The organism is Cupriavidus sp. FW305-3-2-15-C-LB2, from assembly GCF_058787575.1.
The window spans coordinates 236,675-251,373 of the sequence record NZ_JBYSZW010000003.1 but is presented as its reverse complement, the minus strand read 5'-3'; the positions used below and the strand labels follow the sequence as shown (position 1 = coordinate 251,373).

Below are 14,699 nucleotides of genomic sequence, written 5' to 3'. Positions count from 1 at the left end.
GGGCGGGGAGTGGGTGTGAGCTGGGTGTCCATGAGCATCTCCATGTGATGGCTATACTTTGGAGCCGCCACACAGACATGACAATCCAGCTGATCTGGGTAATTGCTTTGCGTCCCACGCAACGATAAGCCGATAAGCGGGAAGTCAGCTTGCCAGCACGGACCATCTTGTACAAAAAGCTGCCTTTGCGCGTGACGCAACGTTCAGTTGCGCATCAAACCTATTCCCGCTATGGCCCATCGATCTGCGCCAATTCGTCAAGCAGCGCTTTCGCTTGGCTCAAGTCGGCAGTCTCGAACCCCTCGGTGAAGAAGCCATGAATCTCAGTCAAGATGTGCAAGGCTGGCTCCCGCTGGCCCTGTTGTTGCCAAAGACGAGCCAGGCTCAGTATGGCGCGAAGCTCAGGAGATTTTGCACCGCGGTGGCGCGCCACTGCAATTGCCTGATGAAAGCACGCTTCTGCTTCCTGTAGCCCCGGCGACTCCTTAGACTGACCACCCTGATGACGAAGGGTCAATTCTCCCTTGAGGCGATGCAGTTCCGCCTCGTAATAACCCTCTCCCGTCCCCTCCACTACCGAGAGCGCCCGGTCCAGCGCTTTCAGCCCAGCCTGCACCTGTCCGGCGTGCCCGTAGGCTGCGGCAAGCAGCCCCAGAAAGTACGACCGACCCAGAGCCGCCCCTGTGGCCTGGTAGGCTTCCAGACCCTGAAGTATCTCAGCGATCCCCTCCTCGCCGTGCCCCTGCTCTGCCAGTGCCCAGCCCCGGAGGATGGTTCCCCAAGCCCGGTACAGCGGAAACCCCTGCTCGGTCGAAAGCGTGATTGCCGACTCCGCGTACTCCCGGGTCAAACCCGCTTCAAGTCGAAACTGGCGAAACATGGCCGTGGTGACCAGCGTGAAGGCCAAGCCAAGCGGGTGGGAAATCTTTTGGGCCAGGGCAAGTGCCTCTTGGTTTTTTTTGCAGGCCTGATCCGGATAGCCCAGCTGCCACAGACTCAAAGCCGCGAAGTCCAGGGCGCGGACGCCCGGATCCAGACCGTAGATGAAAGCATGCGCACGATGCAGTTCGGGGTCGTAGAGGGCAAGCGCCTGCTCCTGATGAGCACGGGCGGGAACGAACTCCCCTTGCCAGAATGCGCTCCCCCCAAGTCCGCAATGGGCCTCCACAAGCAGTTCCGGATCCTGGGCATTCCGGGCAACATGGAGGAACTGCTCACCTATTTCCCTTGCGGTCTCGTACTCCGCTCGCAACTGATAGATCAGCCGCAGTCCCTGTTGCACCGGGAAAAGTTGGGGAGTTTCCCCAATCTGCCGACACAATGCGAGCGCGCGCGTATAAGTCGCTTCCACCTCCGCGGCGGCGTAACCCCTCGTCGCCATCAAGGCCGGCCCGAGCGTAACCTGCACTGAGAGTTCCTGGCGGCCCCGTTCCGGCGAATCGGGCAGGCGCCTGAGCAGGTCAAGGGCCGCGTTCAGGTGATGAACCGCTTCAGAATTGGATGAGCGCTGGAGGGCCTGTTGCCCCGCGCAGTGCAGGTATTGCACCGCTTTCGGAATATTGCCGCTCAGGCTGTAGTGGTGAGCCAGTACGCTGCAATAGTCCATCAACCGGGAGGGGTAGAACGCCTCGATAGCTTGGGCCGTGCGTTCATGTAGCGCAATGCGCTGCTCCGTAAGCAGGGAGCGGCCGGCGACCTCCTGCGTAAGGCCGTGCTTGAACGAATACTCCACCTCAGGGAAGGCTGGCAGCTCGTAGATGAACTCGCCAGTCTCGAGGCGGGATAGTAAACGACGAAGCTCATCTTCCGGCTGCCCGACAACCTGCCGAATCAGGCTCAGAGGGAACCCTTTGCCAATCACCGCAAGCGTTTGCAGCAGCGCCTTCTCCGCCAGGGGAAGCCGGTCGATGCGGGCGGCGAGCACCCCTTGCACCGTTGTCGGAATGTGCAAGCTGGCGGGCGTCTTCTCGATTCGGTAGTTTCCGGGCACGCCCAGCAGCGCCTTCTCCTCGGCCAGTGTCTGGACTACCTCCTCGATGAAAAACGGATTGCCCTCGGTCTTTTCCAGGATTCTCTGCTTGAGAGAGGCGAGTCCGGGATCATCGCCCAACAGGGTACTGAGCAAACCCTGCGCTTCGGCCGGCCCCAAGGGCGCCAGCACGAGTTGGGTGTGGCGGCACTTTGGGCCCCAAGTCGGTTGGTACTCGGGCCGGTAGTTCACCAGGAGAAGGATGCGGGCATCCGCCAGGCGCTCCGCCAAGAATGTGAGGAACGCCTCCGTCTCGGCGTCCAGCCATTGCAGGTCCTCGAACAGGAGCTCGATCGGCTGATTCAGGCTTTCGCGCACCAGCAGGCGCGTGATCGCATCAAAGGTACGCTCGCGCCGGATACTGGCGTCCATGTCGCCCAGCGCCGAGCCTTGCTCGTTGATACCTAGCAGATAGAGCAGGTAGGGCACCAGATCCTCCAGACCGCGCTCAAGCGTGAGGACCCTACCGGTAACCTTCTCCCGACACTCCCGCTCCTCATCCTGCGCATTAATCTGGAAGTAATTCCTCAAGAGTTCTATCAGCGGCAAATAGGCAAAGGCCCTGCCGTGAGAAACCGAGAAGGTTTCCAGCACAAGGCAGCCGCGCTGCGAACGCGCCTTGAACTCGTGGAACAGTCGTGACTTCCCTATCCCGGCCTCGCCCACCACGCCGACGATCTGGCCCTGCCCCGCCGCCGCTTCCCTGAACGCGTGGTGCATATGGTCCAGTTCAGCCTGGCGGCCCACGAACCGGGCCAGGCCCCGATGTGCCGCCACCTGCAGCCGGGTCCGCAGCGGGCCGAGGCCCAGGACCTCGTAGACATCGAGCGGCTTGGGGATTCCCTTGACCTGAATCGCCCCCAATGCCTTGAAATCAAAGTATCCATCGGTCAATCGATATGTCGATTCGCTCACCAGGATGGACGAGAGCGCGGCCATCGACTCCATCCGGGATGCAATGTGAATCGTATGCCCCACCGGGTCGTAGTCGGTACGCAGGTCGTCCTTGCGGATCGAGCGGACCACCACTTCGCCCGTGTGAATGCCAACCCGAATTTGCAGTGCAATACCCCGTTCCAGGCGAACACGGTCGGCATGGCGGCGCATCGCGTCCTGCATGCGTAGTGCCGCATACAACGCTCGCTGAGGATGGTCCTCATGGGCAATCGGCGCACCGAACAGCGCCAGGATCCCGTCGCCCAGGGACTTGGCGACGTAGCCCTCGTAGTGATGCACGGCCTCCATCATAAGTGCCACCACAGGGTCAATGAGATGGCGTGCTTCTTCGGGATCCAGGTCGTGGATCAACGCAGTCGATCCGGCCATGTCGGCAAACAGCGCCGTGATCGTTTTGCGCTCGCCCGCGCTCTCCCCCCTGGCCTCCAGCGTTGCCTGTTCGGCCAGGATGCGCTCGGCCAAGTGGGGTGGCGTGTAATGAACCGGGGCAGCAGACTCCGCAAGCGGGGTTGCACTTAGAGACGCGCCACACTCACTGCAATACTTGGCTGTTGGGCTCGACTCGTGGCCGCAGCGTGGACAGACGCATGTCAGCTTGGCGCCGCATTCTTCGCAGAATTTTGCCGCTATGGGATTCTCGAACCCACATTTTGTGCAGCGCATATAACCTCTCGACCACTCCGGCCCGCCTTATGGGCCATTAGACGCCCAATTGATGCCGGTATCAATCAGTGCTCGGGTGCCCGAAGGATCGGCTGCGGCCCGCAGACCCAGTCGAAGACCACCCTGCTCTGCGAGAGACAAGCCGAAAAAGCCCGTCACTTGAATACGGCAATGCTATGACCGAGTTTCACAAGACAATGACTCCTCAACAAAGGCGCGAACTGCAGGGGAAAGCTCTCGCTTCCGGCTAGCGATTGCCAAATCAACAGCATATTCAAAGTCCTGGATGGCTCTGTAACAAACCTCCGGCTGTAGAAAATTCCGCATGGACTCGGGTATGACAGCCACGCCGTACCCAGCCGAAGCCAGACTGATCGCAGAGATGAAATCCGGAACACGATAGTCGAGGATTGCCGAGAATCCCCCTGCGAACCCCAACGTCGTGCGCGGCCTCCGCGGCGCGGGGACCGTGTTGCCCGAAGCCGGTAATCGAGCAGTAGACCAGCCACGGATTGATCTCCGCCAGGGCCGCATAGCCCAGTCCGAGGTGCTCCATCAGACTGGCACAATACTGTTCGATCAGTACGTCGGCATCCCGGATCAGCGGCGTCAGTTGGTCGAGCGCGTCGGGCGACTTCAGGTCAATGGCAATCGAACGCTTGCCGCGATTGAGCAGCACGAAGTTTGCACTGTCCGCGTCGACCTTTGGCTCATAGGCGCATCTCGTCACCACGCACCGTGCGCTCGAGCTTGATGACGTCGGCGCCCGCTTCGGCCAGCAGCAGGGAGCACAGTGGCCCGGGCAGGAGGGTGCTGAAGTCCAGCACCTCGACACCGCTCTGTGGCTGCATCATGGCATTCCCCGCTTGACCCGGTCATCACGCTCGGCGGCCACCCGCGCACGACGCGCAGGGGCGTAGGGCTCCTGCCCCAGCGCTTCATGCAGCGCCTGGGTGACGTGGAAATGGTGGACCAGGCCGGTGCGCTCCAGCAGCGAGATCGGTCCTTCCGGATAGCCCAGGCCCAGGCACAGGGTCTTGTCGAGGTCGTCCGCGCTGGCCAGCTTCTCGTCCAGCCGGCGCAGCGCCGCATTGAAATACGGGCGGATCAGCCTGTCGACGATACGTCCCGGGAAATCATTGCACACCGCCACGACCAGGCCGGCCGCCTGGAAGGCCGCCTTGGCCGCCTGCAGCGCAGCGGGATGCGTGCCGGGCTGCCTGACCAGTTCCACGAGGGGGCTGGGTTCGCCATCGCCCAGACGGAAGCGGGCGAAGCCCACCACGTTGGACCCTTCGAGACCCCGGCTTTCGCCGGTGTGGAAGCCCAGGCATTCGGCTCCCAGCTCAATGGCGACGAACGTGCGAGACGCGTGCCCGGCGCCCCGGCTGTATGCCCGACCTGCCTTGGCGCCCAGGTAACACAGGCCTTCGCCTTGTGGCGCGGCTTGCTCCAAGAACGCGTGGGCGGAAGGAAAGGAGCGGCTCTGGCCGGCTTGTACGATCTCGTAGCGCATATCAGGCTCCAAACATCTTGGTGTCGTCATAAGTGCGAAAACCCTGTCCGGTCTTCTTGCCCAGGCGGTTGGCCGCGATCATGCGTCGCACCAGCGGGGGGCAGGCCGCGCGCGGCTCGTGGGTGAGGCCGTGCATGGCTTCACACAGCAGCTTTTGCGTATCCATGCCGACCAGGTCCAGCAGTTCGAGGGGTCCCATCGGATAGCCCATGGCTGTCTTGATGGCGACATCGATATCGGCGGGCTCGGCCACCCCTTGTTCGACCAGACGAATCGCGTCGTTGTTGAAGGGAATCAGGAAATAGTTAAGGATGAACCCCGGCGTATCCTGCGTGGCCACGGGCTTTTGTCCCATGGCCTGGGCGAAGGCCCACGCCTTCTGGAAGGTGTCGTCCGAGGTGGCCAGGCCAGGCGACATTTCGATCAGCTTCATCAACTGTGCCGGCAGGCAGAAATGCATGCCCACAAAGCAGTCCGGGCGGCCGGATCCGCCGGCGATCTGGGTGATTGATATCGTCGACGTATTGGACGCGAAGATGGTGCTTGGCTGGCAAACCTCGTTGAGCTTACCGAACAATTGATGCTTGACCGACAAATCCTCGAAGATGGCCTCGATGATAAGGTCGCACTCGGCCAGCCCAGACAGCTCCGTCGTTCCTTTCCAGCGTTGCATCGCGGCAGCGGCGGCGCCTGCCGGCAGCTTGCCGCGCTGCTCAGATCTCGTCAGGAACGCTTCCGTCTGGCCCCGGGCACGATCCAGCGCTTCCTGTCGCATGTCGAACACAATGGTCCGGAATCCCGCGCGGGCCGCAACGATCGCAATGCCCGCCCCCATGGTGCCGGCGCCCGCGACGCCGACGGTTTGAATGGTTGTCATATCCGTCTCCTATTTCCTCAGGAAGCTGCGGCCAATCAACTGGCGGTGCACCTGATTGATCTGTAACCGTCAGCGGAACCCGTCTGGCGAGTAGAGGGCGGCGATGAGAAGGTAGGAGCTTCACGATCACTGGGAGTGAAGCGATGGCCAATCAGCGGGAAGGCAAGAGCGGACGAGCCGGGGCAAGGTATGACCGCCACGATGAAGCTTTCTGGCGCGATCTACTGGCGCAATGGGGGAACAGTGGCGGGAGCATCCGCGCCTTCTGCCGGAAGCACGGCTTGGCGGTCAGCACTTTCGGTTTGTGGCGCAAGCGCTTGAGCCACGAGCAGCAACTGCCCGTGGTGCCGCCAATGGCATTGACCGCGGACACGGCATTCATCGCCGCGGCAACGGTCGCAGTACCGACTGTCGTGTCGGCGAGCGACCCACTACCGTCGAAGTCTCGCGACCAAGTGGTCGTCACGCTCGGCGGCGCGCGTATCGAGCTGAGTGGGATGCATGCCGAACGCATCGTGCGCTTCGTGCTGGGGCAGTTGGGAGGCGGCCGGTGCTGATCGGCGGCGATGTGCAGGCTTTCATCTGCCGTGACGCGGTCGACATGCGCAAGTCCATCGACGGCCTATCGTATCTGGTGGAGCCGTTGCTGGCCAAGAGTCCGCTGTCGGGGCACTTGTTTGTCTTCGTCGGCCGAGATCGATCGAAGGTCAAGATTCTGTATTGGGGGACCGCACCGGCTTCGCGTTGTGGTACAAGCGGCTTTCGCACGGCCGGTTTCCCTCGCCCGCGACACTAGCCCAGCGTGGCTTCACACTGGCCGAATTGAACGCTTGGCTCGAAGGCATCGAGATCCCGGCGGTTCGACCCCACCGCACTGTCACGGCCACGCGCATCTCGTGACTTGTAAACCTGCCGGCGCTGGCGCATCATGGCGCCATGCTTCCGGTACTGACACCCTCCGACCTGCCAGCCGATCTCGAGGCGGTACGTACTCTCGCGCTGGAGCAGAACCGGGTCGCCCGCGCGCTGTGGGAGCAACTGGAGATATTGAAGCATCAGGTCGCGCAGCTTAACCGTGCGCGGTTCGGCGCCAGTTCCGAGCGCCTGCCGGGGCAGGCCGAACTCTTTACGCAGCCGCTGGACTTGCCATCACCGCCGGCGGCGCCGCAGGTCAAGGTGACTGGCCACATCCGCAAGGGCCGTCCTGCCTTGCCCAAGGACCTGCCACGCACGCGCATCGAATACGACCTGTCCGAGGCGCAGAAGGCAAGCTTCGACTCCCTGGAGCGCATCGGCGAGGAGCGCAGCGAGACGCTGCACTACGAGCCGGCCAGGCTCAGCGTGATCGAGCACATCCGCTTCAAATACGTGGCCACGAAGGGCGGCGAGTCCACCATCGTGACGGCTGCCGCGCAGCCCTCGCCGCTGCCCAAGAGCAACGCCAGCGCAGGGCTGCTGGCCAGCATTCAGGTCGACACCTTCGTGGACCACCTGCCGATCAATCGGCAGGAAACGCGCTATGCGCGCCTGGGGGTGCACCTGCCAAGGGCCACCCTGTGCGAATGGAAGCTGGCTTCTGCCGAGCTGCTGGCAACGCTGCTGCCGCCCTTGCGCAACCACGTCCTGCGAGCGCCGCGCGTGCATCTGGACGACACCACGCTGCCATTGCTCGAACGCGGTCGCACAAGCACACGGCAGGCCCATCTGTGGGGCTACCTCGGGGCCGGGCAGCGGCAGGAGAACGGGTTGTGGGTTGACCACCCGCCGGCGGTCCTGTTCGAGTTCGCCGAGTCCCGCACCGGGACCTACCTCCTGAACTTCCTGCGCGACTACCACGGCTACCTGCAGGCTGATGCCTACAGTGGCCACGATGCGCTTTACCGTACCGGTCGGATCATCGAGGTCGGATGCTGGGCGCATTGCCGTCGACGCTTCTTCGAGATCGCCAAAGCCCAGAAGACACCAGGGCTGGCGGCGCAGGCGCTGACGTGGATCGCCCGGCTGTATGCCATCGAGGCCGACATCAAGGACAAGTCACCGGAGCACAAGCTGGCGGCGCGCCAGGCCGAGGCTGTGCCGCTGCTGGCGCAGTTCCACCAGTGGCTGCAGGGCAATGCCCACGGCCTGCTTGCCAGGCAGCCGCTGGCACAAGCCTTCGGCTATGCGCTGCGGCACTGGCAGGCGCTGGTGCGCTACACCGAGAGCGGCATCCTCGAGCCCGATAACAACCGCCTCGAGCGCGCGATCCGCCCGATTGCCCTCGGCAGGGCGAGCTGGATGTTCGCGGGCGCGGCGGGCGCACTGCTGCCACGATGTATTCCTTGCTCGGGACCTGCCGCCTGAACGGCATCGAGCCCTACGGCTGGCTCAAGGACACGCTGGAGCGCCTGCCGGCCCACCCCACAGCCAGGTCCACGAACTGCTGCCGCTGGCGCGCTAACCGCTACACTGCGCGTCATGGACATCCTTGACGCCCTGCGCCTGGCCCCAAGTGCCGACCTGTACCGCCTGTATCTGACCATCGGGCGAATGATCAACGATCCCAAGCGTATCCTCGAGGCCCGCAGGCACCTGCATATCGGCATGACCGTGGGCTACGTCGCCGACGACCTGACCCAGCCGCTGCGCCAGGGGCGCGTCCTCGAGCTGCGTCAGACCCAGGCCCTGGTCCAGGACACCAGCAGCGGCCGCCACTGGATCCTGCCCTACGCCGCCGTGCTCGCCGAGCCCACTACCGCCGCGCAGCAACCACCGCACGCTTCACCGCCACCACCGCCCCGGGCGCAGCGCGCGGACTTCCGGGTCGGCGATACCGTCACCTTCACCGACCAGCACCTCAGCGAACGCATCGGCACCATCGTGCGCATCAACCAGAAAACCGCCTCCATCGAGTGCGACCCGAACGAAGGCCACTGGCGGGTCTCCTTCGCGCTACTGCGCAAGGTCGTCGACCTGTAGCCCCCACCGCTTACCGTCGCTCGCCAGACGGGTTCCGCTGACGGTTACATTGATCTCTTCCCAGATCTGGGTAATTTTGGCGTCGCGCAGGCGCTCAACGCGATAGTCGTGGTTGTCAATAGCCGTAGCCGCCGAACAACTGCGGCGCGTCGGTCGTGATGCGCATGGCAGGCGGATCTGAATCTCTTCGCCATAACGGAGATCCGCAGTATGGCAATGGCGCCCCCGAACCGCGATCACGGAGACAAGCTTGTATCACCCCGCTGCAGTGCCCGGGTATCCGAGGACATGCGACCACTTACCCGCGGGATGACGGGCTTCCGTCACGCGTCTGTGCGACGCGCCGCTTGCCTTACGCGTCGGCCGCGGTGGGATCCTGTCCCGCCAGTGTGCGCGGCAGGGCAAAGAGAATCAGCAACGCTGCCAGAAGGGTGAATGCGGCAACCGCATAGAGCCCGAGGGTCGTGTCGCCGGTCAGGTCTTTGACCTTACCCACCAGATAAGGGCTGATCATGCCGCCAAGATTGCCCACGGAATTGATCAACGCAATACCACCGGCTGCAGCCGTACCACGGAAGTACTTGGGAGGAAGCGTCCAGAACACCGGAAGACATCCCATGATTCCCACGGCGGACAATGTCAGGGCCGCCAGTGCGATTCCGGTGTGCGCACCAAATGCCGCAGAAATGATGTAGCCAATTCCCCCGGCTAGCACGGCAAGGCCCAGATGCAAGCGGCGCTCCCCTGTACGGTCCGACCGATGCCCAATCCACACCATCCCGATACCGGCTGCTGCATATGGGATGGCGCTCAACAATCCGACGACCTCGGTGCTGGCAATCCCCGTGTTCTTGATCAATTGCGGCATCCAGAACGTCAGCCCATACATGCCCATCAGGATGAACATATAAACGACTGCCAGAAAAATGGTGGCCGGTTGACGCAGGGCGAGACCGAACTTGTGTACCGATGTTCCGGTTGCATCGCCGGCCAAGTTGGCTTGCAGAACCCTCTTCTCCTCCTCGGACAGCCATGTCGCCAGAGCTGGCTTATCGGTTAGGCAGAACAGCACCACGAAGCCCAACAATGCGGTTGGTATTCCCTCAAGCAGGAACAGCCACTGCCACCCTGCCCAATCATTGATTCCTGCAAAATTGGTCATGATGATACCGGCAAGCGGCCCGCCCAATACGCCGGAAATCGGGATCGATGTCATGAAGTAGCCGGTGATACGCGCGCGCCGCGGGGCGGGAAACCAGTACGTGAAGTACAGGATTGCGCCCGGCAGAAAGCCGGCTTCAGTTGCACCGATCAGGAAGCGCAGGATGTAGAACCATGTTTCATTGGTGACGAACATCATGGCGGCAGAGGCGATGCCCCACGAGATCATGATGCGCGCAATCCATCTCCGCGCTCCAGTCCGGGCGAGTATCAGATTGCTAGGTACCTCAAATATGAAGTAGCCCACAAAGAAGATGCTGGCGCCCAGCCCATAGGCCGCGTCCGAGAACCCGAGATCGGCCTGCATCTGAAGCTTCGCGAAGCTGATATTGACTCGATCTAGATATGCAAAGACAAAGCAGACCGCCATCAGCGGAATGATTCGCCACATGACCTTGCGATAGGCGACGGTCTCCAGACTGACCAGCCCACTTGGGGATAGCGCTTCTATTCGTTGCATATGAGTCTCCTTGCGGACCGGCGGTCCGCGCATGATGGATGAGTAGCCGGCGGCGTGGTGACCTCACCAGACCCGGCAACAACAATCACTCCACCGCACGTGGCGGGGTGACCGGCGCTTCTGTCGGCGCCTTTTCGACGACAAGGTGAGAAACGCAGACAACGAGATCGCTCGGCCTCGGCACCAGGCGCCTACAGGTGACCGCTTCTCCAGCGTGAGAATCGCTGCAGATCAACGGATACCCATCGTTTGCGACGCCCGATCCCGGCAATGTCACGGCCTGCCTTGACCACCCGAAGTGCCAGCGAACGAAAGCAGGATAGGCGGCCAGATCGCCTGGCCGCCGACGGACCTACTGTCGTCGGCGGCGTTCGGCTTCATCCCATGCCATCAAAGCCTGATAGTCAGGAACCAGACTCAAGCCCTTCTGCATGTCTGAGGAAACCACCGATTGTGAGGTCACGACGTCGATCAAGGCCGGAGCATTGGCGAGTGCGCGCTCCAATGCGCCCACCATATCTTCTGGCTTCTCCACGCGTTCACCATGGGCGCCGAGTGATCGCGCCAATCCGGCGTAGTCGGAATGACGTAGGGTCGTCCCCACGACACGTCCGCCATAGTTCATTTCCTGATCGATTCGCTCAAGGTTCCAAGCCGCATTGTTGGAGACAATGAAGACCACCTTGGCGCCATGCCTGACCGCTGTGTCGATCTCCATCGCGTTGATGCCGAACGCGCCGTCTCCATTCACCGAGATCACTTGACGGCCGGGTTGCGCAAGCGCTGCGGCAATGGCAAACGGAACGCCCGCGCCGAGGCACCCAAATGCCCCCGAATCCATGTAAGTATTGGATTGCAGCCCGGTTCGCGCGAAGCTCAACAAGTCTCCGCCATCGGCAACGCCAATGTAGTCCTGAAATGCCACTTCGGCGATGGCATCGAAGATCACCCGCGGGTGGATCTTCCCGTCACTGCCGAGCGTTTCGCGTTGCTCCAGCGCAGCCGCTCTGGCCACCCGCGACAGATGCCGGTCGCGCACATTCGCGGCCCACGACACATCCACGGCTGCGGATCGACCGTCCGCCAGAGACAGCATCGATTCGATGGTCTCTCGTGCGGAAGCCAGAATTTCAGGACGCCCGCGCCGGTTGTCGAACAATTCACCAGGCGCGTCGGCAATGCGAATGAAGCGCGCATGCGGGAACACCGCGGGAGAACCATAGCCGAGTTGGTAGTCCAGCTTTCGACCGACCAGCAGCACCACGTCGGCGTCAGTCATCACCTGAGACCGCGCCGCGCCCACCGACGCCGGGTGGTCATAGGGCACGACGCCACGGCTCTCTTGCGTGTCGAGATACAGAGCGCCGGTGGCTTCCAGCAAACGGACGATCGCGTCCCCAGCGCCTTTCGCACCACGGCCGGTAATAACTACCGGTCGCTTTGCCGCCCAGAACACCTCCATGGCTTCGCGCGTCGCGACGGGATCCGGGTACATGGGCCGTCGCGGCGTGGGTTGCATCCAGTCATCAAGAATCAGTTGTGGCAGTATCGGGGTGCGCAGCACATCAGTAGGTACCTCAATGTATGCCGGTCCCGGTTCACGCACATAGCCAGCGGCACAGGCGAAGGCCTCATTGAATTCGCGCACGACATGGTCGGCGATGCGAGCCGTCCGCGAATAACGCGTGACGGGCTTCAGGATGTCGACGTGAGGGATGTCCTGCAACGGCCCCATATTTGACTGCTGCTGCGACGGGCAACCGCCGATTAACAGTACAGGTACACGCGATACAAAGGCGTTCGCCATAGCCGTAACGGTATTGGTGACGCCGGGACCGGCGGTGGCCAGTGCTACTCCAATCTGTCCTGTCAACTCCGCATGAGCATGCGCCATATAAACCGCGGCATCCTCGTCGCGCACATCGACAATCTGTATCCCGGTTCGACCGATATGGTCCCACAGCGGTTGCAGATAGCTGCCCTGCAGGCCGAATACACGATCGATACCCTGTGCCTTCAGAAATTTGGCGATCCAGGCAGCACAACTATTAACGTCCTGATTGACGTCCTGATGCTTATTGAGACTCATGACTACTCTCCTCGTGCGTCAATGATTGCCGTCGCGCTCGGCAAACCTTGTTCTTAATAGACGATGTTGAATTTTTCCGGTCGCGGTTCTGGGCATTTCGCCGTCACAGATGAACGAGACGGAGCGCGGCCTCTTGTAGCCCGCGATTCGGTCCTTGCACCAGGCAATCACCTCGTCAGGCGTCAGTGTTTCCCCCACGCGAGGGACCACCACCGCGTGTACCCGCTCCCCCCACTTCTCATCGCTCAAACCGATGACAGCAACGTCTCCGACTTTCGGATGGGCGGCAAGCATGGTCTCGACCTCTGAGGGATAGATGTTTTCCCCGCCAGAGATGATCATGTTGCTCTTACGGTCAACAAGATGAATGTAGCCGTCCTCATCTCTGAATCCGAAATCCCCTACGGTGCAGTATTCCCCACGGAAAGCATCTTGCGTCTTCTCTGGCAGCCCCCAATAGCCGTCGAATAAGTAGGGGTTGCTTGCATAGAGCTCGCCGGGCTGACCATCGGGAACCTCGTTGCCGTCTTGGTCAAGGAAGCGGATTCTCCGGCCTCCCACGCATTCCCTCCCAACAGAGCCGAGCTTCGAAAGCTGCTCATTCGGGTGAAGCATCGTCACCCAACCGGTTTCGGTGGATCCGTACATTTCGTACAAGCCGGAATTCTTGAAGTATTCGAGAATCTCCAGCTTGGTTTCGCGACGAGCTGGAGCTGATGAAATCATCAGCTTTCGGACTCGACTCACATCGTAGTGATTGCGAATCTGCGGCTCCAAACCGAGCATCATGGTGTAGTGCGTCGGCACCAGAGAGGTGAATGTACTCTCGCCTGTCGAGAAGGTTTGTAGCAGGTGCTCGGGATCAAAGCTCTTGCGACTGTAGACCGTACAGGTGGCGCCTGCATAGAGAAAGGCGCCGAAGAAGTACAAGGAGTTAGCGTGGCAGAGTGGCATGACGAGCAAGGCGCCGTCGTCATGGCTGAGCCCCATCTCAGCCAGCGTGGCAAGCGAAAGCGATGCGCTGCCCGCATGGCTTCGGAGCGCACCCTTAGGCTTGCCTGTAGTCCCCGACGTGTACATCAACGTCCAGGGATCATCCGCAGCGAGCAGTGATGCCGGCTCGGTGTCCGCTGCTGCAGCGATCAATGCTTCGTATTGACTAAAGCCGGCTGCTGGTTGACTGCTCCCAAAGACGATGCAGTTCCTTTCAGGCAAGGACAATTCCCTGCGCGCGTCTTCGAACGGCCCGAGCAATTCGGCTTGCACGAGAAATGCTCGCGCATCGCAGTTTTGCGCGATATAGGCAATTTCGGTACCAACTAGACGGAAATTGACCGGCACTGCGATGAGTCCCGCAATCGCCGTTGCGGCATAGATTTCTAACCACTCGATGCTGTTGTATGCGAGGACACAAACGCGATCCCCCTTCTTAAGCCCAAGCCCCAACAGCGCGTTGGCCAGCTTGCGGGACCGCTGATGCCACTGGCGAAACGTCAGACTTCGCTCGAGATCCTGCGCGCCGATCTTATTCGGCGTGCGCTGAGCGTGAAGGGACAGCATTTGGGGAAGACTTGCGATCGTTGCCATTTCATTGCTCCGCTGACGCACCCATCGTGACAAGGACTATTTGGCGTCGCGATCGCTCGGGCAGGTGATCACTTCCGTTATGTGTTTGTCGGACATGGGTCGTTAGACGCCATGCCATAGGACCTGATTGCATTGACTGGTCTCCTTTCAGGTTTCCGCATTAGTCGTTCGACGCACCTGTTAAAACTTGGCCCTACACGGTGCTGATTCCGCGCGTGCGGTCGCGGCTGTTCGCACTGGCGGGGTTCGGCTCTGGGCTGCGGCTTATTGCTGGCTCCAGAATCCGGGGTTCTGGATTCTGGGTTCTGGATCCAAAGAATAGGACAATGCATCGCCCTTGTA

Annotated in this window: 15 protein-coding genes; 6 read left to right on the top strand and 9 right to left on the bottom strand. The window is 61.6% G+C overall.

Going from position 1 to position 14,699, the window contains the following annotated elements:
- Window positions 1–229 precede the first annotated feature (229 nt).
- The 6 genes from AC3WRR_RS04750 to AC3WRR_RS04725 form a co-directional block, all read right to left on the bottom strand.
- Window positions 230–3,649 (bottom strand): adenylate/guanylate cyclase domain-containing protein, encoded by a 3,420-nt coding sequence (locus tag AC3WRR_RS04750; protein WP_081050230.1) that lies wholly within the window; start codon window positions 3,647–3,649, stop codon window positions 230–232.
- A 174-nt stretch (window positions 3,650–3,823) separates the two neighbouring features.
- Complete coding sequence (locus AC3WRR_RS04745; RefSeq protein ID WP_233528068.1) at window positions 3,824–4,018, bottom strand: LysR substrate-binding domain-containing protein; 195 nt, start codon at window positions 4,016–4,018, stop codon at window positions 3,824–3,826.
- Window positions 3,924–4,328 (bottom strand): CoA transferase, encoded by a 405-nt coding sequence (locus AC3WRR_RS04740; protein ID WP_412459402.1) that lies wholly within the window; start codon window positions 4,326–4,328, stop codon window positions 3,924–3,926. Before AC3WRR_RS04740 ends, AC3WRR_RS04745 begins: the two co-directional genes overlap by 95 nt.
- 31 nt (window positions 4,329–4,359) lie before the next feature.
- Window positions 4,360–4,503 carry a CoA transferase gene (locus AC3WRR_RS04735; protein WP_412459401.1) on the bottom strand — a complete coding sequence of 48 codons (144 nt, stop codon included), beginning with the start codon at window positions 4,501–4,503 and terminating at the stop codon, window positions 4,360–4,362.
- A complete protein-coding gene (locus AC3WRR_RS04730; protein ID WP_058697600.1) occupies window positions 4,500–5,165 on the bottom strand; it encodes a 3-hydroxyacyl-CoA dehydrogenase family protein in 666 nt (221 codons plus the stop codon). The genes AC3WRR_RS04735 and AC3WRR_RS04730 overlap by 4 nt, the downstream gene beginning before the upstream one ends.
- A 1-nt stretch (window position 5,166) precedes the next feature.
- Window positions 5,167–6,042 (bottom strand): 3-hydroxyacyl-CoA dehydrogenase family protein, encoded by an 876-nt coding sequence (locus tag AC3WRR_RS04725; RefSeq protein WP_058697599.1) that lies wholly within the window; start codon window positions 6,040–6,042, stop codon window positions 5,167–5,169.
- A gap of 143 nt (window positions 6,043–6,185) precedes the next feature.
- Here AC3WRR_RS04725 and tnpA point away from each other — a divergent pair, with 143 nt between their 5' ends.
- The 6 genes from tnpA to AC3WRR_RS04695 are packed head-to-tail and all read left to right on the top strand — an operon-like array spanning window position 6,186 to window position 9,000.
- On the top strand, window positions 6,186–6,599 hold the full coding sequence (gene tnpA, locus AC3WRR_RS04720; protein ID WP_058697598.1) for an IS66 family insertion sequence element accessory protein TnpA: 414 nt from the start codon (window positions 6,186–6,188) through the stop codon (window positions 6,597–6,599).
- Window positions 6,593–6,838 carry an IS66 family insertion sequence element accessory protein TnpB gene (gene tnpB, locus AC3WRR_RS04715; RefSeq protein WP_058697597.1) on the top strand — a complete coding sequence of 82 codons (246 nt, stop codon included), beginning with the start codon at window positions 6,593–6,595 and terminating at the stop codon, window positions 6,836–6,838. Before tnpA ends, tnpB (AC3WRR_RS04715) begins: the two co-directional genes overlap by 7 nt.
- A complete protein-coding gene (gene tnpB / locus AC3WRR_RS04710) occupies window positions 6,763–6,942 on the top strand; it encodes an IS66 family insertion sequence element accessory protein TnpB (RefSeq protein ID WP_338404736.1) in 180 nt (59 codons plus the stop codon). Before tnpB (AC3WRR_RS04715) ends, tnpB (AC3WRR_RS04710) begins: the two co-directional genes overlap by 76 nt.
- Window positions 6,943–6,978: 36 nt before the next feature.
- Window positions 6,979–8,385, top strand: coding sequence for an IS66 family transposase (gene tnpC / locus AC3WRR_RS04705; RefSeq protein ID WP_081050229.1), 1,407 nt, complete (start codon window positions 6,979–6,981; stop codon window positions 8,383–8,385).
- Complete coding sequence (locus tag AC3WRR_RS04700; RefSeq protein WP_081050228.1) at window positions 8,355–8,513, top strand: transposase domain-containing protein; 159 nt, start codon at window positions 8,355–8,357, stop codon at window positions 8,511–8,513. Before tnpC ends, AC3WRR_RS04700 begins: the two co-directional genes overlap by 31 nt.
- The gene (locus AC3WRR_RS04695) at window positions 8,500–9,000 is read left to right on the top strand and encodes a hypothetical protein (protein ID WP_058697594.1); all 501 of its coding nucleotides are present in this window, start codon (window positions 8,500–8,502) and stop codon (window positions 8,998–9,000) included. The genes AC3WRR_RS04700 and AC3WRR_RS04695 overlap by 14 nt, the downstream gene beginning before the upstream one ends.
- 352 nt (window positions 9,001–9,352) lie before the next feature.
- Here AC3WRR_RS04695 and AC3WRR_RS04690 read toward each other — a convergent pair whose 3' ends face one another.
- The 3 genes from AC3WRR_RS04690 to AC3WRR_RS04680 form a co-directional block, all read right to left on the bottom strand.
- Window positions 9,353–10,681, bottom strand: coding sequence for an MFS transporter (locus tag AC3WRR_RS04690; RefSeq protein WP_058697593.1), 1,329 nt, complete (start codon window positions 10,679–10,681; stop codon window positions 9,353–9,355).
- 352 nt (window positions 10,682–11,033) lie between these two features.
- Complete coding sequence (locus tag AC3WRR_RS04685; RefSeq protein ID WP_058697592.1) at window positions 11,034–12,770, bottom strand: 2-hydroxyacyl-CoA lyase; 1,737 nt, start codon at window positions 12,768–12,770, stop codon at window positions 11,034–11,036.
- Window positions 12,771–12,788: 18 nt separating this feature from the next.
- Complete coding sequence (locus AC3WRR_RS04680) at window positions 12,789–14,357, bottom strand: class I adenylate-forming enzyme family protein (RefSeq protein WP_058697591.1); 1,569 nt, start codon at window positions 14,355–14,357, stop codon at window positions 12,789–12,791.
- Window positions 14,358–14,699 lie beyond the last annotated feature (342 nt).